This window comes from uncultured Serinicoccus sp., from assembly GCF_947487915.1.
Lineage (GTDB): Bacteria > Actinomycetota > Actinomycetes > Actinomycetales > Dermatophilaceae > Ornithinicoccus.
Window position 1 is genome coordinate 1 of the sequence record NZ_CANKYH010000009.1, and the last position, 23,860, is coordinate 23,860.

Sequence of the window (23,860 nt, forward strand, 5' to 3'; positions counted from 1 at the left end):
CTCGCGTCCACTGCACGGTTCCTGACCCACAACCACCCAGCACGAACAGGTTGTGACATGGTCAATCATGTTACGGCGGTCATAGCGTCAGGGAAACGCCCGGTCACATTCCGAACCCGGAAGCTAAGCCTGACAGCGCCGATGGTACTGCACTGGGAACGGTGTGGGAGAGTAGGACACCGCCGGACCACCATTCACGGAAGGGCCCGCCCACCAGGGCGGGCCCTTCCGCATGTCCACCACCAGACGCACGGTGCGGCCTGAGACGATGGGGGCAGTGTCGAGGAGGGACGGGGATGATGGGGTCGGTGGCGATCAATCGGCGAAGCATGGCGCAGATGGCCCTGCGCACCCTGCCCGCTCCGGTGGCGGAGCGGGCCAGGGCGAGCCGCGGCCGGCGACGGAAGCAGACCGCTGCCCGACGTCGGGAACAGCGGACCGCCGAGCGACGCGCCGCGCTGCTGGCCGCGGAGCCGGGTGTGCGCCTGGTCACGATGGGTGCCCAGGAGGGTCCCGGGCGGGTGGTCACCGACTTCACCGTCAGTCGCGCCAAGGAGCACAACCTCCGGCTGGTCCTCGACGTCCTCGACGAGGCCGGGGTCCGTTACTTCCTGGTACGCGGCAGCTCCGCGCGTCGGCACGTGCTCGGCGTGCACCTGCGTGACCGTCCGGCACTCTTCCGGGCCATGCGGGCGCGCCACGACCTCAGTGCCCTCTGGGCGGTCAAGCCGGGCCCGGGCGGGTCTGTCGGGCTGGCGAGCGCGTACGTCGACGGTGGGTTGAGGAGCGGCATCAAGTCTGGACTCGTGGTCCGGTTCGGCGAGCCGCTGCTCGCCCCCTCGGGGCGGGTCATCGGTGGGCTGGAGCTCGGGTGCGACGTCGAGTTCTGGCAGGACGGGGAAGACCTGGTCCGGGAGGGGAGCGAGCGGCTGGAGGAGGTGCGGTGCCAGACGCCGGAGCAGGCGTTGGTCGGCGCCCTCGTCGCCCCGCGGCCCAACCGGGTGGCGGACGTCGTCCCCGTCTCGGCTCAGGTGCCCGCGCAGGCCATGGTCGGGCAGCGCCCCGGCGTTCGAACCGTTCACCTGGACGCTCACCGACGAGGTGACCTTCCCCGTCGACCTGGTCTACACGTGGGTGGACGGTGCCGACCCCCGGCACGCCGCGCGACGGGCCCACTACGCCGGCGAGGCGCCCGTGGGGCTGGGGGCCAACGCCTCGCGCTACACCAGCCACGACGAGCTGCGCTTCTCGCTGCGCTCGGTGCACATGTATGCGCCGTTCGTGCGCCACGTCTACGTGGTCACCGACGACCAGGTGCCGTCCTGGCTCGACCCCGACGCCGCCGGCATCACGGTCGTCGACCACCGCGACATCTTCGACGACCCGACGGCACTGCCCACCTTCAACTCCCATGCCATCGAGGCACGGCTGCACCACATCCCGGGACTGTCGGAGCACTACGTGTACCTCAACGACGACGTGTTCCTGGCGCGGATGCGACGGGCGGAGGACTTCTTCCACGCCAGCGGTATCGCCCAGGTCCCCTTCTCGTCGGCGCAGCTCGGTGTCGGTGAGCCGGTCGAGGGTGAGGTGGCGCCCAACTCGGCCGGCAAGAACGTCCGCTCGTTGTTCCAGGCGGACTTCGCCCGGGGCATCACGCACAAGTTCAAGCATGCACCGCACCCGCAGCTCCGGTCGGTCCTGGCCGAGCTGGAGGAGAGGTACGCCGAGCCGGTCTCGCGGACGAGTCGTACCCGCTTCCGCTCGACCGGCGACGTCGCGCCGGCGGCGACCATGCACCACCACTACGCGCTCCTCACCGGCCGGGCCGTGTCCGCGCCGACGCGGATGCGCTACGTCAACATCTCCTCCACCGACGCCGCCCGGCGGCTCGAGGGGCTGCTGACCTCCACCTCCATCGACAGCTTCTGCCTCAACGACGTGGACACCCCGGAGGGTTTGCGCGAGGAGGTCCACGCCAGGGTCGGACGCTTCCTCGAGGAGCGCTTCCCGTTCCGCTCGCCGTGGGAGCGTCGGGACCGCTGAGTCGCCGGCCGTGGGCTGGCTGCAAGATCTTGCAGCGACCTGTTGTGTTCTGTGCAGGATGGTTCTAGGTTGGGCAGCACCATCCCCCCGCACCGTCCCTGCCCCACCCTGGAGATCGCAATGATGCGTCCACGTCCTGCTGTCGGCATGCTGCTCGCCTCGACGCTGCTGGCCACCACCGGCGCTGCCACCCTGGCCGGTCAGGCCCTGACCCCCGCGGCGGCCCTCGCGCAGGAGGGGCGGGCGGTCACCCTGGTGGGCGACCTGCAGGAGGAGCTGGGCTGCGGCGCCGACTGGGAGCCGGCGTGCGAGGCCACCAGGCTCACCCCGGTGGACGGCAGCCCGGAGGTGTACCGGTCCACCTTCGAGGTGCCCGCGGGCAGGTGGGAGTACAAGGTGGCCCTCGACGGTGGCTGGGACGAGGCATACCCCGAGCAGAACCTCTCCTTCGAGGTCCAGGGGCCGGCCACCCTCGAGTTCTCCTTCGACGACACCACCGACGAGGTGGGTCTGGTGCCGGCGCTCGAGCCGCCGGACACCGAGCAGGACGACGCCCTGGCCGGGGACAGCCTGCGCGCGCCGGTGACCAGGGAGCAGTTCTACTTCGTCATGGCGGACCGATTCGCCAACGGCGACCCGACCAACGACACGGCCGGCATCGAGGGCGACCGGCTGCAGCACGGCTTCGACCCGACGGACAAGGGGTTCTTCCACGGCGGGGACCTGGCGGGCATCCTGGACAGGCTGGACTACATCGAGGGGCTGGGGACCACCGCGATCTGGCTGACCCCCAGCTTCAAGAACCGGCCCGTCCAGGGCGAGGGTGCGGACGCCAGCGCCGGGTACCACGGCTACTGGGTCACCGACTTCACCCAGATCGACCCGCACCTCGGGAGCAACGAGGAGATGAAGGCGCTCGTCGACGAGGCGCACTCCCGGGGCATGAAGGTCTACTTCGACATCATCACCAACCACACGGCCGACGTCATCGACTACGCCGAGGGGGAGTACGGCTACGTCGACAAGGCCACCGAGCCGTACCGCGACGCCTCCGGCGCCGCCTTCGACGACCGCGACTACGTCGGCAAGCCCTTCCCGCTCCTCGACCCGGAGGTGTCCTTCCCCTACACACCGGTCTTCCGCAGCGAGGCTGACGCCGAGGTCAAGGTGCCGGACTGGCTCAACGACCCCACGCTCTACCACAACCGCGGCGACTCCACCTTCGCCGGGGAGTCCAGTCTCTACGGCGACTTCGTCGGGCTGGACGACCTGTTCACCGAGAACCCCGAGGTCGTCGACGGCATGGTCGACATCTACTCCACCTGGGCCGACCTGGGCATCGACGGCTTCCGTATCGACACCGTCAAGCACGTCAACCTCGAGTTCTGGCAGGAGTTCAGCCCGCGGGTCCTCGAGGCCGCCCGGGCGGGCAACGACGACTTCTTCATGTTCGGCGAGGTCTACGACGCAGGCCCGGAGTACCTCTCCGGCTTCACCACCGAGGGGGAGCTGCAGGCCGTCATCGACTTCGGGTTCCAGGCCCGCGCCATCGGCTTCGCGAAGGGTGGCGCCACGACCGACCTGCGCAGCTTCTACGCCCAGGACGACTACTACACCGACGCCGACTCCAACGCCTACCAGCTGCCCACCTTCACCGGGAACCACGACATGGGTCGTGCCGCGATGATGCTCGCCGGGGACCACTCCGGGCAGGACCTCCAGCGACGGGTCGAGCTGACCAACGCCCTCATGTTCCTCACCCGCGGGCAGCCGGTCGTCTACTACGGGGACGAGCAGGGCTTCGTCGGCAGCGGGGGTGACAAGGACGCCCGGCAGGACATGTTCGCGACCCAGGTCGAGCAGTACGCCACCGAGGCGGTCATCGGCGCCCCCTCCGGGGCGCGCGACCGCTACGACACCCGGCACCCGCTGTACCGTCAGATCGCCGCGCTGAGCGACCTCGTGGCTGCCCACCCCGCGCTCGCCGACGGGGCCCAGGTCCACCGCTACGCGAGCGACGACGCGGGCGTCTACGCCTTCTCCCGGATCGACGCCGAGGAGCAGGTGGAATACCTCGTGGTCGCGAACAACTCCGACGAGCCGCAGCAGGCGACGCTGTCGACCTACGGGCCCAGGACGCTCTACCGCGCCATCTACGGGGAGCGGGGCAGGATCATCACCGGCGCCGAGGGCCGACTCACCGTGGACGTCGCGCCACTGTCGGTCGAGGTCTACCGCGCCGAGAACGCGTTGCGGCCGCGGCGCGAGGCGCCGGCGGTGACGCTGCGCAGCCCGTCGGCCGGAGAGGTGGTCGGCGGCCGTGCCGAGATCGCCGCCGCCGTCCCGGAGAACGTCTTCGCCCAGGTGACCTTCGCCTACCGTCCCGTCGGGATGGAGGACTGGACGGCGCTCGGCACCGACGACAACGCCCCCTACCGCGTCTTCCACGACGTCAGCGGTATGCCGCACGGCACGCTGCTGGAGTACCGCGCCGTCCTGCAGGACCACTCGGGCAACGTGTCCGGGTCCTCCGGCTACGGCATCGTGGGTGACGCCGGCAGCGGCGGCGGTGGCGGTGGTGTCGATCCCATCGGCCCGGTGGAGCAGCCCGGGGCCGTGGGCGTCCCGGGCAACCACAACGCGGCGATGGGGTGCCCGGGTGACTGGCAGCCCGACTGCGACCAGGCCCAGCTCTCGCTGGACGCGGCCGACAGCGTGTGGAAGCGGACCTACGACGCCGGCACGATCCCGGCCGGTGACTACGAGTACAAGGCCGCGATCGACCGCTCGTGGGACGAGAACTACGGCGCCGGTGGGGCCCCCGGCGGCGCCAACGTCGCCTACGCGGCCGACGGCGGACCGGTGAGCTTCTACTACGAGCACGCCCGCCACTACGCCACCTCCGACGCCGAGGGGCCGATCATCACGGCGCCCGGCTCGATGCAGAGCGAGCTCGGGTGCCCCGACGACTGGTCGCCGGGCTGCATGGCGCCGTGGCTCATCGACCCCGACGGCGACGGCACCTACACCTACGCCACCACGCAGATCCCCGCGGGAGCCTACGAGGTGAAGGTCGCGCACGGCCTCACCTGGGACGAGAGCTACGGGGTCGACGGCGCGCCGGGCGGGGCCAACATCGGCTTCTCCGTCCCCTCGGACGGGGTCCGGACCACCTTCAGCTACGAGCTGTCCTCCCACGTCCTCACGGTCTCGACCTCGGAGGCGGGCGTGGCCCCCGACCTCGCCTCGCAGCGCGCCCTCTGGGTGACGGAGGACCTCATCGCCTGGCCCGCCGACGAGGTGGGTGACCCGCGCCTGCGCGACTGGCGTCTGCACTGGTCGCCCGACGGCGGGCTGGAGGTGGACGCCGAGACGGTCACCGGCGGTTCCTCCTCCTCCCTGACCCTCGATCCGGACGGTCTGCCGGACGCGGTCCTGGAGAGGTTCCCGCACCTGGAGGGCTACCTGGCCCTCCGGCTGGACCGGCAGAGCGCCCGCGCCGCCGGCGAGATCCTCACCGGCCAGGTGGCGGTCGCGATGTACGACGACCTGGGCCGGTTGCGGGACGCCACCGGGGTCCAGGTCCCCGGTGTCCTCGACGACCTCTACGCCGCCCGGGCGGAGGACACCGACCTCGGCGTGAGTTGGCAGGGCCCCCACCCCCGCCTGCGTCTGTGGGCGCCGACCGCCCAGGACGTCCGGCTGCTGACCTGGCCGCAGGGTGGGGAGGGTGACCCCCAGGTGTCCTCGATGCGACGGTCGCAGGACGGCACGTGGGAGGCGAGGGGTATGCGGTCCTGGACCGGGCGCGAGTACCTCTACGAGGTGGACGTCTTCGTGCCGGCGACCGGGGCGGTGGAGACCAACCGGGTCACCGACCCGTACTCGGTCGCCCTGACCCTCGACAGCGAGCGTTCGGTCCTCGTCGACCTCGCCGACCGGCGCTGGCAGCCACGCACCTGGCAGCGGGCGCGGGCCCCGCAGCTGCGCGAGGAGGTCGACCAGACCATCTACGAGCTGCACGTGCGCGACTTCTCGGTGGCGGACCCGGACGTGCCCGAGGAGCTGCGCGGGTCATACCTCGCCTTCGCCGAGGACGGCTACGGCCGGCGCCACCTGGAGGCGCTGGCCGAGGCCGGGATGAACACGGTGCACCTCCTCCCGACCTTCGACATCGCCTCCATCCCGGAGACGACGGCGGACGCGGACGCCGTGCCCGACCCGGACTGCGACCTCGGGGCGCTGCCGCCGGACAGCGCCGAGCAACAGGCCTGCGTCCTGGCCCAGGCGGATGCCGACGCCTTCAACTGGGGGTACGACCCGTGGCACTTCATGGCGCCCGAGGGGTCCTACGCCTCCACGACGGCGGCCGCCGAGGGCGGTGCCCGGGTCGCCGAGTTCCGCACCATGGTCGGGGGGCTGCACGAGTCGGGGATGCGCGTGGTCCTGGACCAGGTCTTCAACCACACCGCGCAGTCGGGCCAGGGCGACAAGAGCGTGCTCGACCAGGTCGTGCCCGGCTACTACCACCGGCTGAACGACGTCGGGCAGGTGGAGACCTCGACCTGCTGCCAGAACCTCGCCACCGAGCACGCCATGGCGCAGCGGCTCATGGTCGACGCGGTGGTGCTGTGGGCGCGGGACTACAAGGTGGACGGCTTCCGGTTCGACCTCATGGGGCACCACAGCCGCGCCAACATGGAGGCCGTCCGGTCGGCGCTCGACGAGCTCACCCTCCGACGGGACGGGGTCGACGGCCGCCGGGTGACGTTGTACGGCGAGGGCTGGAACTTCGGCGAGGTCGCGGACAACGCCCGCTTCTACCAGGCGACCCAGGGGCAGCTGGACGGCACCGCCATCGGCACCTTCAACGACCGGCTGCGCGACGGCGCCCGCGGCGGCGGGCCCTTCGACGAGGACCCGAGGGCCGAGAAGGGCTTCGCCACCGGGGGCACGAGCGGCAACGACACCGACCTCGTGCAGGTGGGTCTGGCGGGCAACCTGCGTGACCTGCAGCTGCGCAGCCAGGAGACCGGCGAGGTGGTCACCGGGGAGCAGATCTCCTACAACGGCTCGCCCGCGGGCTACGCCGAGCATCCGGACGAGGTCGTCACCTACGTCGACGCCCACGACAACGAGACGATCTTCGACGCCCTCACCCTCAAGCTGCCGCAGGACCTGCCCATGCAGGACCGGGTCCGGATGAACACCGTGGCCCTGTCCACCACGGCCCTGTCCCAGTCGATCAGCTTCTGGCACGGCGGTGCCGATCTCCTGCGCAGCAAGAGCCTGGACCGCAACTCCTACAACAGCGGCGACTGGTTCAACGTGCTCGACTTCACCATGACCGACAACGGCTTCGGTCGGGGTCTGCCACCGGCGGCGGACAACGGGGACACGTGGGAGATCATGCGTCCGTTGCTCGCCGACCCGGCGCTCGCGCCGCGACCGGCCGACATCGAGCAGGCCTCGGCGATGGCGGCCGACCTGCTGCGGCTGCGCTTCTCCAGCGACCTCTTCCGGCTGGCCGACCCCGCCCTGGTCCAGGAGAAGGTGTCCTTCCCCGTCTCGGGAACGTCCGCCGGAGACGCCCAGGTCGTCGTCATGCGGGTGGACGACACGGTGGGTGCCGACGTCGACCCCGAGCTGGACGGTCTGGTCGTGGTGTTCAACGCCGGCGGGCGGCCGGTGGAGCAGGTCGTCCCTGGGCTGGAGGGCGAGCAGCTGGAGCTCTCACCGGTCCAGGCCGACGGTGCGGACGAGATCGTCAAGGCGGCGACGTGGGACGCGGGGTCCGGCACGGCCCGGGTGCCGGCCCGCACCGTGGCGGTCTTCATCCAGCCGTGAGGTCCGGGGCAGGATGGACCACGTGGACCTCGACCCCCTTGACCTGCTCCGTGCCCGCGCGCACTGGCTGACCGCCGACCTCCTCGCCGTCCCGTCCGCGGTGCTGCCGGAGGGCACCGAGGCGCAGGACGTGGCCTGGAGCCTCGCCGTGGCACCGGACGGCGGGATCGACCGTCGCGGAGAGGGGGCCGCGGAGGAGCTGACGCTCACCCTGGCCGACGCCCCGCTCCCGGACGGGCTCGCGCGTCGCTGGCCGCACCTGGCGGCCTGCCGGGCGCTGCGCCTGGACGGTGACGCGGCGCGGAGGGCGGCGACCCTGCTGACGGGCCAGGTCGCCCTGCTCGGGCGCGACGGCACCGGGCGGAGGGTGCTGGCCACCTCGCTGCAGGTCCCCGGCGTCCTCGACGACCTGTATGCCGAGGCGGCCGCGGGCCGGGTGCTCGGCGTCAGCTGGGCGGGGGAGCGGGGCCGGCGGGTGCCCACCGTCGCGGTGTGGGCACCCACCGCCCGCGCCGTCGAGCTGCTGCTGTGGGAGGGGGTGCCCGAGCGTGACCGTGAGCGGGCGTGGGCGCCGGCCGGTGAGCCGATGCGGGTCCCGATGCAACGCGAGGAGGACGGTGCGTGGACGGTGACCGGCACGCCCTCCTGGGCGGACCGCTGCTACCGGCTCGAGCTGGACCACGTCCTGCCGCGCACGGGTGAGCGCCGCCGGGTGCGGGCCACGGACCCCTGGTCGGTCGGGTTGTCGCTGGACTCTCGTCACAGCGTGCTCGTCGACCTGGACGACCCGGCGCACGCCCCACGGCGCTGGCTGGAGGCACCGGTCCCACCGGCCCTCCGGGCGGTCGACCAGGCGGTCTACGAGCTGCACGTGCGCGACTTCTCCCGCGACGACGAGACCGTCCCGCCGGAGGAACGGGGGTCCTACCTCGCCTTCGCCACCGACGGGGAAGGGCGGCGCCACCTGCGACGGCTCGCCGACGCGGGCCTCACGAGCGTCCACCTGCTTCCCACCTTCGACCTGACCTCCGTGCCGGAGGACCCGGCCGCCCAGGCGGTCGAGCCGGCCGGTGCACTCGCGGCCCTCCCACCGGACAGCAGCGAGCAGCAGCGGCGGATCCGGGCCCACGCCCTGCGCGACGCGTTCAACTGGGGCTACGACCCCTGGCACTTCCTCGCCCCGGAAGGGTCCTACGCGAGCACCCCCGGGCAGGCGCACGGCGGCGCGCGCACCGCGCAGCTGCGCACGATGGTGGCCGGTCTGCACGAGCTGGGGCTGCGGGTCGTGCTGGACCAGGTCTACAACCACACCACCGACTCGGGCCTCCACCGTTCCTCGGTGCTGGATCGGGTGGTCCCCGGCTACTACCACCGGCTCGACGCCGACGGCGACGTGCAGACCTCGACGTGCTGCCAGAACATCGCCACCGAGCACGCCCTGGCGCGCACGCTCATGGTGGACGGGTGCGTGCTCTGGGTGCGCCACTACCGTGTCGACGGGTTCCGCTTCGATCTCATGGGTCATCACAGCAGGGAGGACCTGGAGGCGGTCCGGGCCGCGCTGGACGCGCTCACCCCCGAGGCCGACGGTGTGGACGGCTCAGCGGTGCACCTCTACGGCGAGGGGTGGGACTTCGGGGAGGTGGCCGGCAACGCCCGCTTCCACCAGGCGACCCAGGGGCAGCTGGACGGCACCGGCATCGGCACCTTCAACGACCGGCTGCGCGACGCGGTGCGCGGCGGCAGCGTCCACGACGCCGACCCCCGGTCAGGGCTGGGGTTCGCCACCGGGGGGCTCGACCCCCGGCATACCGACCTGGTGCAGGTGGGTCTGGCCGGCGGTCTGCGCGGCCTGCGTCTGCGCTCGCAGGAGACGGGCCAGCAGGTGGTGGGTGAGCAGGTCGACTACGGGGGCGCGCCGGGCGGGTACGCCGCGAGCCCCGAGGAGGTGGTGAACTACGTCGACGCCCACGACAACGAGACCCTCTGGGACACCCTGACGCTCAAGCTGCCCCCGAGCACCCCCATGGCCGAGCGGCTGCGGCGCAACACCCTGGCCCTCGCGACCGTCACCCTGTCGCAGGGGATCAGCTTCTGGCACGCCGGGGCCGAGCTGCTGCGCAGCAAGAGCCTGGACCGCAACAGCTACGCCTCCGGCGACTGGTTCAACCACTACGACCCGGGGCTGCGCGACAACGGCTTCGCCCGGGGGCTGCCGCCGGAGCCCGACAACGGGCCGCGGTGGGAGCTCATGGCCCCCCTGCTCGCGGACGCCTCGCTCGTGCCCACCGAGGCGGACATGACGCTGGCGCGCGCCTGCGCCCTGGACCTGCTGCGCCTGCGCTCGGCGCACCCGCTCCTGCGGCTCGGCTCGGCCGAGGCGATCCGTGCGGCCGCGTCCTTCCCGGTGTCCGGGACCGAGCACGGGGCGCCAGACCTCGTGGTCATGCTGGTGGACGGGCGCGCGCTGGCCGCCGGCGCACCCGGCGACGACGAGGCGGTGCTGGTCGTGCTCAACGCCGCACGGGACACGAGGACCGTGACGGTGCCCGGCCTGGCCGGCCAGCGCTGGCGGCTCTCACCGGTCCAGCGGGACGGCGCCGACGAGCTGGTCAAGTCCACCGGCTGGCGGCTTGCCGAGGGTCAGCTGCGGGTGCCCGGCATCACGGCGGCGCTGCTCGTCCGGTGAGCGAGGGCGGCAGCGGCAGGGCACAGGTGTAGACCACCACCCGCCTGGCCTGCGGGTTGCCCTGGCCCACGCGGCGGTAGCGCTCCAGGACCTCCAGCAGCTCGGCGCGCAGGGCGGTGACCTGCTCGGCGGTGACCTGCACCGGGTGGTCCTCCAGCCCGCAGCTCTCCCGCCAGGCCGGATCGTCGGAGTCCTTCTCCCGGAGCCAGTCGCGGGCCCTCTCGCCGAAGTGGGCGAGGTAGTCCAGCGCCAGCCAGTCCGCAGCCTGGGCGTCGTCCTCGTCGAGCGGCTCGTCGACCAGGCCGGCGGTGGGCGGCAGGTCCAGCGCCCGCCAGATCCGTCGCCGACCGGTGCCGGAACGGGTGTCCTCCACGAGCCCCACCTCGGCGAGCTTGCGCAGGTGGTATGACGTGGCGCCGGTGTGGGTGTCGAGGGCCCGGGCGAGCTCGGTGGCGGTGGCGCGACCGTGCACCCGCAGCTCGGCCAGGAGCCGGCTGCGCAGGGGGTGCGCGAGGGCGCGCAGGGCGGTGCGCTCGCTCACCTCAGGACTCCTGGCCGAAGCTCTCGCGGGTGGTCTCGGCCCGGGCCGTCTCGGGCTTGGAGGCCAGGAAGGCGTTGACCCAGCGGGCCTGCGGGTCGGCGTCGATGAGCACCGCCTTGACCAGGAGCGTGGCGGGCAGGGCCAGCAGCGCGCCGACCGGGCCCAGCACCCAGGCCCACACGATGAGGGAGATGAAGGTCACCGTGGGGGTGACGCCCACGGCGTCGCCGGTGAACTTGGGCTGGACGAGGCTCTGGATGGTGAAGTTCAGCACGCTGTAGACCACCACGACCAGCAGGGCGTTGACCGGACCGTTGGCCAGCAGCGCGACCGCCGCCGGGGGGACCAGACCGATGACGAAGCCGATGTTGGGGATGTAGTTGGTGAGGAAGGCCAGCACGCCCCAGGCCAGGGCCAGCGGCACACCGAGCCAGAACAGGGCGACCACGTCCAGCACGGCGACGATGAGACCGAAGACCGTCGTCACCACCCAGTAGCGGCGCACGCCCTGGCCGAAGCTCACCAGCGCGTGCGCGACGTTGGGGTGCTCCTCCTGGACCAGGGACATCCGCCGGCCGGCGCTCATCGTGTCGATCATGAGGAAGAAGATGACGATGACCGTCGTGGTGAGCAGGCCGAGGATGCTCCCCAGGTTGCCGAGGACCCCGCCGAGCGCGGCGATCAGGCGGCCCGGGTCGAGCACGGACTCCAGCTGCCGGGTGAGGGTGTCCTGCTCCAGGCCGTAGCCCTCGAGGAAGGTGACCGCCTGGGTGTAGAGCTCGGTGTAGCGCTGGCGGTACTCCTGCGAGCTGAGCTCCTCCACCATGGCGGCCGCGGACCACCCGAGGGCGGTGAAGAAGGCGATGAGGAAGGCGAAGATGGCACCGCCGGTGACGATGGCGGCGAGGATGCTCGGCAGCCCCACCGTGACCAGCCAGCGCTGGAGCGGGGCGGCCGCCAGGACGAGGTTGAGCGCCAGGAAGGTGGGCGCGATGTAGTCCCGGAGCTGGTTCAGGCCGAGCAGGACCGCGAAGGCCAGGGCGATGCCGAGGAGCACCAGCACGGCACGGGGCCAGGGGTCCACCGGCGCCGGCGGGGCAGGGGCCGGGGGCACGACCGGCGCTCGCTCGGGACTGGTCGAACGCCGACGGAGGGAAGGCAGGATGGGCACGGCGTGCTCCTCTCGACGAGGTCGAGGCTACGGCACCCGCCCCCGGTGCACAATAGTTGTGCACAGGAGTCGTCGCAGGAGGTGGCGCGGGTGGTACACCGCCCCTCTGACCTGCGGTTTCGTCGGAGTTGGGTGGACCGGGGGCGGTCGGTAGACTAGAACGGTTGCCCATCACCAACTCTCGAAGAAGGTAGGCGAATGCGCACCTACTCCCCAAAGGCCGGCGAGATCACCCGCGCCTGGCACGTCATCGACGCCACGGACGTCGTCCTGGGTCGCCTGGCGTCCCAGACCGCGATCCTGCTCCGCGGCAAGCACAAGACGATCTTCGCCCCGCACATGGACACCGGCGACTTCGTCATCATCATCAACGCGGACAAGGTCGCCCTCACCGGCGCCAAGCTGGAGCAGAAGAAGGCCTACCGCCACTCCGGCTACCCGGGCGGGCTCAAGGCCGAGTCCTACGAGCAGCTGCTCGAGAAGCACCCGACCCGCGCCGTGGAGAAGGCCGTCCGCGGCATGCTCCCGAAGAACTCGCTGGGGCGGCAGATGATCTCCAAGCTCAAGGTCTACGCCGGTGGTACCCACCCGCACACGGCCCAGCAGCCTGCCCCGTTCGAGATCTCCCAGGTCGCCCAGTAAGGAAGCCGAAGGACACCATGACTGTCAACGACATCGACACCGCCGACGGCGCCGACTTCGACGAGAACGCCGTCTCCGAGTACACCACCGAGTCCTCTGCGGCTCCCGAAGCCGGGGCCCAGCGCCCCAGCGCCTCCTCCCCGGGAGCCGGCACCGGCCGACGCAAGCAGGCCGTCGCCCGCGTCCGCATCGTGCCGGGCACCGGTCAGTGGCGCATCAACGGCCGCACCCTGGCCGAGTACTTCCCCAACAAGGTGCACCAGCAGATCGCCGCCGAGGCGCTGACCCTGCTGGAGCTGGACGGGGCCTACGACGTGCTCGTCCGCGTGCACGGCGGCGGTCCGTCCGGGCAGGCCGGCGCGGTCCGCCTCGGTGTGGCCCGCTCCCTGAACGGCATCGACACCGAGCTGAACCGCCCCGCCCTCAAGCGGGCTGGTCTGCTCACCCGTGACGCGCGCGTTCCCGAGCGCAAGAAGGCCGGTCTCAAGAAGGCCCGCAAGGCGCCGCAGTACAGCAAGCGCTGATCCGCGAGCCCGGCCCCGGCCGGAGCACCGCGACGGCCCGCCCGCAGCTCGGCTGCGGGCGGGCCGTCGTCGTGCGGGGAGCGCTCCCGCCGTCACCTCCGTGCGGCATACTGCTCTGTCAGCCCCTCGACCGACAGCGAGACAGGAAACAGACCATGGGACGACGACTCTTCGGCACCGACGGTGTGCGCGGGCTCGCCAACAAGGACATCACCGCCGAGCTGGCGCTCGACCTGTCGGTGGCCGTCGCGCACGAGCTGGGCGGGCACAGCGTCTTCGGCGGCAACCGGGCCACCGCGGTCGTCGGGCGGGACCCCCGCGCGTCCGGGGAGTTCCTCTCCGCGGCGGTCATGGCCGGGCTCGCGTCGGCCGGGGTGGACGTGCTGGACGCCGGCGTGCTGCCGACCCCGGCCATCGCCTTCCTGACCCAGCGGATGAACGCCGAGATGGGCGCCATGCTGTCCGCCTCGCACAACGCGATGCCGGACAACGGGTTGAAGTTCTTCGCCAGCGGGGGCCACAAGCTCGCCGACGAGATCGAGGACCGGATCTCCGAGCGGATGGGCGGCGGGTGGGAGCGGCCCACCGGAGCGGGGGTCGGACGCATCCGGCCGTTCCAGCGGGGCGCCGAGTTCTACATCGAGCACCTGCTGGAGGCCGCACCCGGGCGGCTGGACGGTCTGCGCATCGTCATCGACGCGGCCCACGGGGCCGCCTCCGAGGTCGGGCCGGAGGTGTTCCGCCGGGCGGGGGCGACCGTGGACGTCATCGGCGCCGACCCCAACGGGCTCAACATCAACGACGGGGCCGGGTCGACCTACCTCGACCAGCTGCAGGAGGCCGTGCGGCTGCGGGGCGCCGACATGGGGGTGGCCTTCGACGGCGATGCGGACCGCTGCCTGGCGGTCGACGCGCGCGGGCATCAGGTCGACGGGGACCAGATCATGGCCATCCTCGCGCTGAGCATGCGCGAGCGCGGCGAGCTGCGCGACGACACCCTGGTGGCGACCGTCATGAGCAACCTGGGTCTGCTCCAGGCCATGGAGCGGGAAGGGGTGCGGGTGGTGCAGACCGCGGTCGGCGACCGCTACGTGCTGGAGGAGATGCGCGCCCACGGCTACTCGCTGGGTGGGGAGCAGTCCGGCCACGTCATCATGCTCGAGCACGGCACGACGGGCGACGGGGTCCTCACCGCCCTCGCGCTGGCCCAGCGGGTGGTGGGCTCCGGGAGGGCGCTGCACGAGCTGGCCGGCGTCATGACGCGGATGCCGCAGGTGCTGGTGAACGTCAAGGAGGTCGACAAGGACCGGGTGGGCCAGGACGAGGGCGTCGCCTCCGCCGTCGCCGAGATCGAGTCCGAGCTCGGGGACCAGGGGCGGGTGCTGCTGCGCAAGTCGGGCACCGAGCCGGTCGTGCGGGTGATGGTCGAGGCGGACTCCGAGGAGCGGGCCGCGGCCTGTGCCGACCGGCTGGCTCAGGTCGTCCGCGACCGGTTGGCGCTGTAGCCCAGCAGCCTCTCGATCTCGGGCACCCCGGTGACCGGACCGGCGAGCAGCCCGTCCGCGCCCAGGAGCACCCCGGTGGGGCGCGCACCCTCTCCCCAGGTCTCGTGCAGGCGAGCGCCCGGGTCCCACCAGACGTCGCCGAGGTCGCGCACCCGCGGCTCGGACCAGGGCGGCTCGGTGTGCACCAGGTGGATCCCGGTCCGCGGATGGTCCTGCCGCCACCGCGGCAACCGTCCGACGACGTCGAAGGTCGGCCCGCACCAGCAGCTCACCAGGACCAGCACCTGGGGGCCGGTGACCGCCAGGGTCCGGGCGGTGACGACGTCGAGGTCGCGGTCCACGAGCGGCACCGACCACGCGGCGTCCGCGTGCACCGGTCCTGGTGACCAGGCGCTCGCCCAGCTGACCTCTCCGGCCCGGACCTCGTCCGTGGGGACGGGGGCCTCGTCGGGGGGCGGCGCTGACGGCCGGCCCAGGGCGAGGGCCGCCGTGGCCGAGGTCACGAGGGCGATGCCCAACCACCACCAGTCGGAGGCCCCGAAGTCGGCCAGCAGGCCCCAGGCGGTGCGGCCGCCCAGCGCGGCCCACGCGGCACCGACGCCGAGCGCCACGAGGAGCAGGTTGCGGACCAGGGTGCGGGCGGTGATGCGGTGGTCCCCGATCCTGCCGAAGCAGGCGCAGTCCGGTCGCGGGTCCGTGCGCAGGGCACGGGCCACCACGGCGGTGAAGACGAGGCAGAGCGCCAGCGCCGACGCGGCACCCACCGCATACGTCACGGACCACGGGGTGAGCAGGAGCGTGGCGCTCACCAGCTCCACCCAGGGCAGCACCCGCTCGACCACGGGTGGTCGCAGCGGGCCGGGCAGACGCAGCGCGCGGACCATGTCGGCGGTGGCGCCGGGCGCGGACAGCTTGGCCAGGCCGGCGAGTCCGAGGACCAGGGCCAGGGGGAGTGCCGTGAGGGCCAGGGCTGGGGGCACGGGTCGGGTCTACACCAGCTGGGTCAGGCGCCCCGTGTCGACGTCGTAGCGGAAGCCCCCCACCTCGGCCCGGCCCTGGATGAGCGGGTGTGAGGTGACCCGGTGGACGTCCTCGGCCAGGGCCGCCTCCTGGTCGGGCACCACGTGGAAACGCTGGAACCACGCGTCGATCCCGGTGAGCCCGGTGATGGTCTCGCGCAGCTCGTTCTCCGTCTTGAGCGTCATGGCGCAGCGCGTGTGCGGGACGACGAGGATGCGCCGGACCCCGAGGAGGTGGACCCCGAGGACCAGGGCCTCGAGCGCCGCATCGGTCACCCGGCCACCCGGGTTGCGGAAGATCTTGGCGTCACCGTGCGTGAGCCCGAGCATCTGCAGCGGCTGGATCCGGGAGTCCATGCAGGTGACGATGGCCACCCCGGCGCGGGCGACCCCGTCGAAGCCCTCGAGCTCGGCCGCGTGCTCGGTGGCGAAGGTCTCGTTGGCTGCCAGCAGGTCGGCGAAGGCGGCGGGGCCGGCGTCGTCCCGGGCGGGAGAGGTGGGGTCCATGACCCTGGAGTTTAGTGGGTCGGGGGCAGGGGACCGGTCCCGCAGGTCAGGACTGGCCGAGGTCGTCCCGGGTCGGGGCCGCGGCGCCGGACCGGGCCACGGTCCAGCCCGCGCAGGCGACCGCCCGCTCCAGCGCGGGCGCGATGTCCTCCAGCTCGGCCAGGGCCAGGCGGTCGCGGGCCTCGGGGGAGCCCAGCAGCCCCGCGTCGAGGAGCCCGCTCACCAGGCCGGACATGAACGAGTCGCCGGCTCCCACGGTGTCCACGACCTGCACCGTGAGCGAGGGCAGCTCCAGGGTGGTGTCGTCGCGGGACAGGTGCACCACGGCACCCTCCCCGCCGCGGGTCACCACCACGAGGTGCGGCCCCAGCTGACCCCAGCGGTGCACGACGTCGACGACGTCGGCCTGGTCGGCCTCGCCGTAGAGCCACTCGACGTCCTCCAGGCTCGCCTTGACGACGTCGCTGCGGCCGATGCACTCCTCGATGCGCCCGCGGGCGTCCTCCGGGGCACCCATGATCGTCGGCCGCGCGTTGGGGTCGTAGGAGACCGTGGCCTCCTCACGCGCCCTCTCGATGAGCTCGACGACGGCCGACCCGCCCGGCTCCAGGGTGGCGGCGATGGACCCCGTGTGCACGTGGCCGACGCCGGTGAGGTCCTGCGGTCCCAGCTCCCAGGCGAGGTCGAAGTCGTAGGTGGCGACCGCGTCGGCGTCGAGGTGCGCCGTGGCGGTGGAGGTGCGGGGTGCGTCCTGCGAACCCTCCGTCAGGGTCACCCCGTAGCCCTCCACGTGGCGGCGCACCCGCTCCCCGTGCTCGTCCGGCCCGAGGTATGCCGTGAGCCGGCTGTCGTGGTCCAGCGCCGCGAGCCCGATGGCGACGTTGGCGGGCGAGCCCCCGACGTGCTCGCTGCGCTCGCCCCCGTCGTGGGGCACGACGATGTCGATCAGCGCCTCACCGACCGTGAGGACGGCGGCCATCAGACGGCGTCCGGGGAGAGGGCGTCGGCGATGGCGGCCACCTTGTCCAGCCGGTGGTGGGAGGTGATCTCCCGGATGGTGCCGGAGCGCGAGCGCATGACCAGGGACTGGGTGACGGCCGTGCCGGATCCGTACTTCACCCCGTCCAGGAGCTCCCCGGTGGTGATGCCCGTCGCGACGAAGAAGCAGTTGTCCCCGGTGACGAGGTCGTCGGTCGACAGCACCCGGTCGAGGTCGTGACCGGCGTCGATGGCCTTCTGCCGCTCGTCGTCGTCCTTGGGCCACAGCCGTCCCTGGATGACCCCACCCATGGCCTTCATGGCGCAGGCGGTGATGATGCCCTCCGGGGTACCCCCGATGCCGATGAGCATGTCGACCGAGGAGTTCTCGCGGGCGGCGGCGATGGCGGCCGCGACGTCGCCGTCGGTGATGAAGCGCAGCCGGGCGCCGGCCTCGCGCACCTCGTGGGTGTACTGGTCGTGCCGGGGACGGTCGAGCATGATGACGGTGAGGTCCTCGACATACCGCTTCTTGGCGCGCGCGATCCGCCGCAGGTTCTCCCCGACGGGCAGCCGGATGTCGACCCGGTCGGCGACATCGGCGCCGACGACGAGCTTGTCCATGTAGAAGACCGCAGAGGGGTCGTACATCGTGCCCCGCTCGGACACGGCCATGACCGCGATCGAGTTGTCCATGCCCTTGGCGGTCGGGGTCGTCCCGTCGATGGGGTCCACGGCCACGTCGACGGCGGGCCCGTGGCCGTCCCCGACCTGCTCACCGTTGAAGAGCATCGGGGCCTCGTCCTTCTCGCCCTCCCCGATGACCACGACACCGTCCATGGCGACCTGCGAGATGACCTTGCGCATGGCCTCGACGGCGGCGTTGTCGGCGAGGATCTTGTCGCCCCGACCGACCCAGCGGCCGGCGGCGAGCGCGGCGGCCTCGGTGACCCGCACCAGCTCGAGAGCCAGGTTGCGATCCGGGAGGACCTGGTCGGTGGTCTTCGGTGAGCGGTCGGCCATGGGCCCCTCCTTGGGCGAGACGGTGCTGGCGTCACCCTATCGGGTGCGCTCGCATGCCCGCTGGGAAGCCGGGGGTGCGACGATGGAGGGGTGAGCACCTCGTCGCCGACCACCCCCGCCCCGCCCGGCGGACCCGCACCGGACCGGCGTCGGCAGCGGCTGGCCTCCTACACGGTGCGCAACATGGTCTACTCCACGCTGCTGGTGCTCGCCGTCGTGCTCGTGTGGTGGTCGCTGACCTACAACCCCTCCGAGCAGCAGGGCCGCGAGGTGGAGGTCGGCAGCACGGCCTCGTATGCCGTGACGCAGGCGGACTGGCCGGTGTGGGTGCCGGACCCCGGCGAGGGCTGGACCCCGACGGTCGTCTGGTACGAGCCGCTGGAGCAGGTGCCGACCTGGCACATCTCCTACGTCACCCCGCAGGGGGAGTACCTCGCCCTGCACCAGGGCGCCGGGGTGGACCAGGCCTGGCAGGACGCGGTGCTGGCCGGGGCCGACCGCGTCGGGGAGACGGACCTCACCGGGCCCACGGGTGAGCACCCCTGGCAGGTCTGGGAGGCGGAGTCCGGCAACGCCGAGAACGCCTGGCTGCTGGGTCCGCAGGACGCGGACGGCACGACGGTGGTCGTGCACGGCACGGCGCAGGAGGCCGAGGCGGTCGAGCTGCTGGCCAGCGTCGAGGCACGCGACTAGGCAGCCCGAGCCCCCCGAGCGGCCTCGGTCAGTCCGCGTCGTCGGTGCGCGTCAGGGCTGGTCGGTGGCCTGCGACGTCGCGGTCTCGTCGGTGCCGCCGTCGTCGCCGACCCCCTCGCCACGGTCGGTCGCCCGGTCCAGCGTCTCCTGGGCGGCGTCGAGCTTGCCCTGGCAGTGGGCGGCCAGCTCCTCGCCCCGCTCCCACAGGCCCATGGCCTCCTCCAGCGGCACCTGACCGGACTCGATCCGGGACACGAGCGCGACGAGCTCGTCGCGGGCCTGCTCGTAGCTGAGGTCGCCGACGGGGGCGAGGTCGGCGGTCGTCGGGCTGTCGTCGGGTGTCACCGGACCACCGTACGCGTCCCGTGCCGGCGTGGCTGCTCTACCGCGTGACGGGGCGGACGGCGAAGTCCCCCCGGGCGACGGTCACGCGCAGCAGCTCCTCGGCGTCCACCTCGTCCCGGTCGCGGACGATGGCGCCGCTGCCGTGGCGCACCACGGCATACCCTCGCTCGAGCGTGTGCTGCGGCGAGACCGCCCGCAGGTGGCGCAGCAGCTGGTCGCTGCGGTCCCGCTCGCGCTCGAGCCGCGACGTCAGGGCTGACCGGCCACGGGCGTGCAGCTCGGCGACGTCGCTGCGGTGCTGCGCCACGATCGCCGCCCGGTCGGCCATGACCGGGCGGGCCATGAGGTCCCGCAGACGTTCGCGCTCGCGGGCGAGCCGGGTGACCAGGGCGCGTCGGCTGCGGGCGGTGACGGTGCGCAGCCCGGCGAGCTCGTCGTCGACGTCGGGGACCACGGCCGCGGCGGCGTGGGTCGGGGTGGACGCCCGCAGGTCGGCCACGAAGTCCAGCAGCGGGGTGTCGCTCTCGTGGCCGATCGCCGACACCACGGGGGTGCGGGCGGCGGCGACGGCGCGGACGAGCGCCTCGTTAGAGAAGGGGAGGAGGTCCTCGAAGGACCCTCCGCCGCGGGCGATGACGATGACCTCGACCCCGGGGTCCTCGTCGAGCTCGCGCAGGGCGGCCGTCACCGCGGTGACGGTCTCGGCGCCCTGCACCGGGACCTGACGCACGTCCACGACGGCCGCCGGCCAGCGTCGCGCCACGCCGGCCAGGACGTCCCGCTCGGCGGCGGTCGCGCGGCCGGTCACCAGGCCGATGCGGCGGGGGAGGAAGGGCAGCGGTCGTTTGCGCTCGGCGTCGAAGATGCCTTCGCTGCGCAGGAGCTGACGCAGGTGCTCGAGCCGGGCCAGGAGCTCCCCGACCCCGACGTGGCGCATCTGTCGCGCCTCCATCTGCAGGGTTCCCCGCTTGGTCCAGAACGTCGGCTTGGCGTGCACGACGACCCGCGCGCCCGTCTCCGCAGGCGCCGGCATCGCGTCGAGCGCCCCGGTCGGGATGGCGACCGAGAGCGACATGTCGACGTCGGTGTCGCGCAGGGTCAGGAAGGCGGTGGACATGCCCGGACGACGGTTGAGCTGCACGATCTGCCCCTCGACCCAGAGCGGGGACATCTTGTCGACGTAGTCGCTGATCTTCATCGACAGGGTCCGCACCGGCCACGGGGAGGAGGCGGTCGTCTCCCGGGCGGTCTGCGGCAGCTGGGGTGAGGGCACCGCCTCAGGGTATGCCGCGCGCCCCGCCGACCGTGGAGGTGCGGCCGGGGCGTGAGTTCGCCGGTCGCCCAGCGTGCGTCCGGCCGGGCAGGGCAGACTCCGGCCATGGACGCGAGCGACCCCGGGTCACGGTCACGACCCGCCCTGGTGCTGGTCCACGGCACCCGCATGAGCGCGGCGCAGTGGGAGCCCTACCGCCCCTTGCTGCCCGACGTGGAGCTCGTCACGGTCGACCTGCCCGGCCACGGGCGGCGGGTGGGGGAGGACTTCACCGCGCAGGCGGCCCTGGCCACCATCGGGCACGCCGTGCGGCGGGCACGGGACGCGGCCGGCGGGACCCCGCCCGTCCTGTGCGGCCACAGCCTGGGCGGGTACCTGGCGATGATGTGGGCCGACCAGCACCCCGGCCAGCTCGGCGGGCTGGTCCTCCTCGGCGCGACGGCCGACCCGCGCAGCCGGCTGGCCGGCGTCTACCGCGGCTTCGCGCGCGTCCTCCCCCTGGTGGGTCCGGACCGGATGGCGCGGGCCGTCAACGCCGTCATGCGTGTGCTGGGGGCCCGGGGCGAGCACGCCCGGTTGCTTCCCGACGGCGCCGCCTACGCCTCGCTGCCGGCGGCCTGGGAGCTGGTGATGTCGGGTGCCGGGCCGCAGCTGCTGACCTCGGTCGACGTGCCGGTGACGCTGGTCAACGGTCAGTTCGACCAGATGCGTCTGCACGTCGACCGGTATGCCGCGGCGTGCCGGCAGGTGCGCGTCGTCACCGTCCCGCGAGCCTCGCACCTCCTGCCGGCCACCCACCCCGAGCAGGTCGCGGACGCGCTCCGGCGGGCCTGGGAGCAGAGCTGGTCGGGCTGACCCGGGGTTCGGGGAGCGCCCAGGGGAAGCACCTAGACTGAGAGGGTGACTTCTGCAACGCCCTCGACCCGACCGACCGAGGCGATCGACGTGCCGGCCGACGCCTCCGCCGCCACCAAGCGGGTGCTGCTCGCGGCGCCGCGCGGCTACTGCGCCGGGGTGGACCGTGCCGTCGTGACCGTGGAGAAGGCCCTGGAGCTCTACGGTCCGCCGGTCTACGTCCGCAAGGAGATCGTGCACAACAAGCACGTGGTGCGGACCCTCGAGAGGCGCGGCGCCATCTTCGTGGAGGAGACCGACGAGGTGCCCGAGGGTGCGCGGGTCATCTTCTCCGCGCACGGGGTCAGCCCGGCCGTGCACCAGGAGGCCGCCCGGCTCTCGCTGCGCACCATCGACGCGACCTGCCCGCTGGTCACCAAGGTGCACCGCGAGGCGGTCCGCTTCGCCGGTGACGACTTCGACATCCTCCTCGTGGGCCACGAGGGGCACGAGGAGGTCGAGGGCACCGCCGGGGAGGCGCCCGAGCACATCACGGTCGTCGAGAGCCCGGAGCACGTCGACGCGGTGGAGGTCCGGGACCCGGACAAGGTGGTCTGGCTGTCGCAGACGACGCTGAGCGTGGACGAGACCATGGAGACGGTCCGCCGGCTGCGGGAGAAGTTCCCCAACCTCCAGGACCCGCCCAGCGACGACATCTGCTACGCCACCCAGAACCGTCAGGTGGCCGTCAAGCAGATGGCGACCGACTGCGACCTCATGATCGTCGTCGGCTCCCAGAACTCCTCCAACTCCAAGCGGCTCGTCGAGGTCGCGCTGGAGTACGGCTCGCGCGACGGCCACCTCGTCGACTACGCCGACGAGATCGACGAGGCCTGGCTCGAGGGGGTCCGCACCGTGGGGGTCACCAGCGGGGCCAGCGTCCCGGAGGTGCTGGTCCGCGACGTCCTGGACTGGCTCGCCGACCGCGGCTTCGAGGACGTGCAGGCGGTGACCGCGGCCGAGGAGTCCGTGCTCTTCGCCCTCCCGACGGACATCCGTCGCGACCTCAAGGCCGCCGGCCAGGAGGTCAAGAAGGTGCAGCACGACCCCAGCTCGATCCCGAGCGGCCGCGAGGACTCGCTGCGCTGACCGGTCGGTCACGTCACGGTTGGGTCACGATCCCTTCACCGCCTCCGGGCGGAGGTGCAGCCCTGACGCGCGCGTGCGTAGCAGCCGTCGGGCGGGAGGGCAACCCGGGTCCGCAGCGTCGATCCGGCCCGTAGAGCCTGCTTATGGTGGTCGGGTGCCCAGGTCCCGTCGGGGGAGACGGCGGGCCTGGCGTCCCGAGGGAGCGCGCAGACCGGCGGCTCCCGCTGACCCGATGAGGAGCTCATCGTCATGACCGCATCCCGCACCACCCTCTTCGGCGCGCTCGCCGCCGCCACGCTCGCCCTGTCCGCCTGTGGCGACGGTGGTGGGTCCGAGGCCGGGGGAGAACCCAAGCTGGTCGAGGACGGCACGCTGGTCGTCGCGATGAGCGGGGAGTTCCAGCCGTTCAGCTACTTCGAGGGCAACGAGCTCACCGGGTTCGACTACGACATCGGCGCGGCGGTCGCCGAGGAGCTGGGCCTCGAGATGCAGTCGGAGACGGCTGCCTTCGCCTCCCTCATCGGTGGCGTCCAGGCCAACCGGTACGACGTCCTCATCGCCTCCATGACGCCCACCGAGGAGCGCGCCGAGGCGGTCGACTTCACCGGCGGCTACTACAGCTCCGGGGCCCAGGCCTTCGTCCCGGCCGGCACCGAGTGCACCGAGATCTCCGAGATGGACGCCCCCACGGTCGGGGTCGCCACCGGCACCACGTACCAGGACTACCTCGAGGAGGAGGGCGGCGACTGGGTCGGGGAGGTGCGTACCTTCGACTCCGACGTGGTGGCGCTGCGTGACCTCGGCACCGGTCGGCTGGACGCGGTGATGACCGACCGGCTGGTCGGGCTGCACCAGATCGAGGAGGCCGGGCTGGACGTCGTCGAGTGCGGCGACCCGCTCTACACCGAGGAGCCCGCCTTCGCGGTCAAGAAGGGCAACACCGCCCTGGCGGAGGACCTCGACGAGGCGCTCCAGACGATCATCCAGGACGGCACCTACGCGGAGATCAGCGAACGCTACTTCGGCCAGGACATCTCGGGTGACGTCGCCGGCTCGTCCGACGACTGAGGCAGG

General features: G+C 72.5%; 18 protein-coding genes and 1 rRNA gene. 11 read left to right on the top strand and 8 right to left on the bottom strand.

Features of this window, described 5'->3' with window-relative positions; genetic code table 11:
• Positions 1-71 precede the first annotated feature (71 nt).
• From rrf to pulA (Q0795_RS12775), 4 genes are all read left to right on the top strand, one after another.
• Positions 72-188 (top strand): 5S ribosomal RNA (gene rrf / locus Q0795_RS12760).
• 913 nt (positions 189-1,101) lie between these two features.
• A complete protein-coding gene (locus Q0795_RS12765) occupies positions 1,102-2,046 on the top strand; it encodes a stealth family protein (protein WP_298890187.1) in 945 nt (314 codons plus the stop codon).
• Positions 2,047-2,166: 120 nt separating this feature from the next.
• A complete protein-coding gene (pulA, locus tag Q0795_RS12770) occupies positions 2,167-7,893 on the top strand; it encodes a pullulanase-type alpha-1,6-glucosidase (protein WP_298890189.1) in 5,727 nt (1,908 codons plus the stop codon).
• A gap of 22 nt (positions 7,894-7,915) precedes the next feature.
• Positions 7,916-10,582, top strand: a complete 2,667-nt coding sequence (gene pulA / locus Q0795_RS12775; protein ID WP_298890192.1) for a pullulanase-type alpha-1,6-glucosidase — start codon at positions 7,916-7,918, stop codon at positions 10,580-10,582.
• Here the strand turns inward: pulA (Q0795_RS12775) and Q0795_RS12780 are convergent.
• Positions 10,557-11,123: a helix-turn-helix domain-containing protein gene (locus tag Q0795_RS12780; protein ID WP_298890194.1), complete on the bottom strand. Its 567-nt coding sequence runs from the start codon at positions 11,121-11,123 to the stop codon at positions 10,557-10,559. The two genes, pulA (Q0795_RS12775) and Q0795_RS12780, sit on opposite strands and share 26 nt — an antisense overlap.
• Position 11,124: 1 nt before the next feature.
• A complete protein-coding gene (locus Q0795_RS12785; RefSeq protein WP_298890196.1) occupies positions 11,125-12,294 on the bottom strand; it encodes an AI-2E family transporter in 1,170 nt (389 codons plus the stop codon).
• Between the two features lie 198 nt (positions 12,295-12,492).
• On the opposite strand from Q0795_RS12785, the gene rplM reads away from it, so the two are divergent.
• The 3 genes from rplM (at position 12,493) to glmM (ending at position 14,965) form a co-directional block, all read left to right on the top strand.
• Positions 12,493-12,936 carry a 50S ribosomal protein L13 gene (rplM, locus tag Q0795_RS12790; protein ID WP_298890198.1) on the top strand — a complete coding sequence of 148 codons (444 nt, stop codon included), beginning with the start codon at positions 12,493-12,495 and terminating at the stop codon, positions 12,934-12,936.
• 17 nt (positions 12,937-12,953) lie between these two features.
• Positions 12,954-13,460: a 30S ribosomal protein S9 gene (rpsI, locus tag Q0795_RS12795; protein WP_298890200.1), complete on the top strand. Its 507-nt coding sequence runs from the start codon at positions 12,954-12,956 to the stop codon at positions 13,458-13,460.
• Positions 13,461-13,615: 155 nt separating this feature from the next.
• On the top strand, positions 13,616-14,965 hold the full coding sequence (glmM, locus tag Q0795_RS12800) for a phosphoglucosamine mutase (RefSeq protein ID WP_298890201.1): 1,350 nt from the start codon (positions 13,616-13,618) through the stop codon (positions 14,963-14,965).
• Here the strand turns inward: glmM and Q0795_RS12805 are convergent.
• Genes Q0795_RS12805 through glpX form a run of 4 tightly spaced genes read right to left on the bottom strand, consistent with a single transcriptional unit; the run spans position 14,935 to position 18,492 of the window.
• Positions 14,935-15,945 carry a MauE/DoxX family redox-associated membrane protein gene (locus tag Q0795_RS12805; protein WP_298890202.1) on the bottom strand — a complete coding sequence of 337 codons (1,011 nt, stop codon included), beginning with the start codon at positions 15,943-15,945 and terminating at the stop codon, positions 14,935-14,937. The two genes, glmM and Q0795_RS12805, sit on opposite strands and share 31 nt — an antisense overlap.
• Positions 15,946-15,954: 9 nt before the next feature.
• A complete protein-coding gene (locus tag Q0795_RS12810) occupies positions 15,955-16,491 on the bottom strand; it encodes a carbonic anhydrase (protein WP_298890203.1) in 537 nt (178 codons plus the stop codon).
• Between the two features lie 46 nt (positions 16,492-16,537).
• On the bottom strand, positions 16,538-17,470 hold the full coding sequence (locus Q0795_RS12815) for a carbohydrate kinase (RefSeq protein WP_298890204.1): 933 nt from the start codon (positions 17,468-17,470) through the stop codon (positions 16,538-16,540).
• Positions 17,470-18,492, bottom strand: a complete 1,023-nt coding sequence (glpX, locus tag Q0795_RS12820) for a class II fructose-bisphosphatase (RefSeq protein ID WP_298890205.1) — start codon at positions 18,490-18,492, stop codon at positions 17,470-17,472. Before glpX ends, Q0795_RS12815 begins: the two co-directional genes overlap by 1 nt.
• A gap of 90 nt (positions 18,493-18,582) precedes the next feature.
• Between glpX and Q0795_RS12825 the strand changes: the two genes are divergently transcribed.
• Complete coding sequence (locus Q0795_RS12825) at positions 18,583-19,185, top strand: DUF4245 family protein (protein ID WP_298890206.1); 603 nt, start codon at positions 18,583-18,585, stop codon at positions 19,183-19,185.
• A gap of 51 nt (positions 19,186-19,236) precedes the next feature.
• Here Q0795_RS12825 and Q0795_RS12830 read toward each other — a convergent pair whose 3' ends face one another.
• Entirely contained in the window at positions 19,237-19,530 is a 294-nt protein-coding gene (locus Q0795_RS12830) for an exodeoxyribonuclease VII small subunit (protein WP_298890207.1), read from the bottom strand.
• A 37-nt stretch (positions 19,531-19,567) separates the two neighbouring features.
• Positions 19,568-20,803, bottom strand: coding sequence for an exodeoxyribonuclease VII large subunit (gene xseA, locus Q0795_RS12835; protein ID WP_298890209.1), 1,236 nt, complete (start codon positions 20,801-20,803; stop codon positions 19,568-19,570).
• A 105-nt stretch (positions 20,804-20,908) separates the two neighbouring features.
• Between xseA and Q0795_RS12840 the strand changes: the two genes are divergently transcribed.
• The 3 genes from Q0795_RS12840 (at position 20,909) to Q0795_RS12850 (ending at position 23,854) form a co-directional block, all read left to right on the top strand.
• Positions 20,909-21,658: an alpha/beta hydrolase gene (locus Q0795_RS12840; RefSeq protein ID WP_298890211.1), complete on the top strand. Its 750-nt coding sequence runs from the start codon at positions 20,909-20,911 to the stop codon at positions 21,656-21,658.
• A 90-nt stretch (positions 21,659-21,748) separates the two neighbouring features.
• A complete protein-coding gene (locus tag Q0795_RS12845; RefSeq protein WP_298890600.1) occupies positions 21,749-22,786 on the top strand; it encodes a 4-hydroxy-3-methylbut-2-enyl diphosphate reductase in 1,038 nt (345 codons plus the stop codon).
• A 249-nt stretch (positions 22,787-23,035) separates the two neighbouring features.
• On the top strand, positions 23,036-23,854 hold the full coding sequence (locus tag Q0795_RS12850; RefSeq protein WP_298890213.1) for a transporter substrate-binding domain-containing protein: 819 nt from the start codon (positions 23,036-23,038) through the stop codon (positions 23,852-23,854).
• Positions 23,855-23,860: the final 6 nt, after the last annotated feature.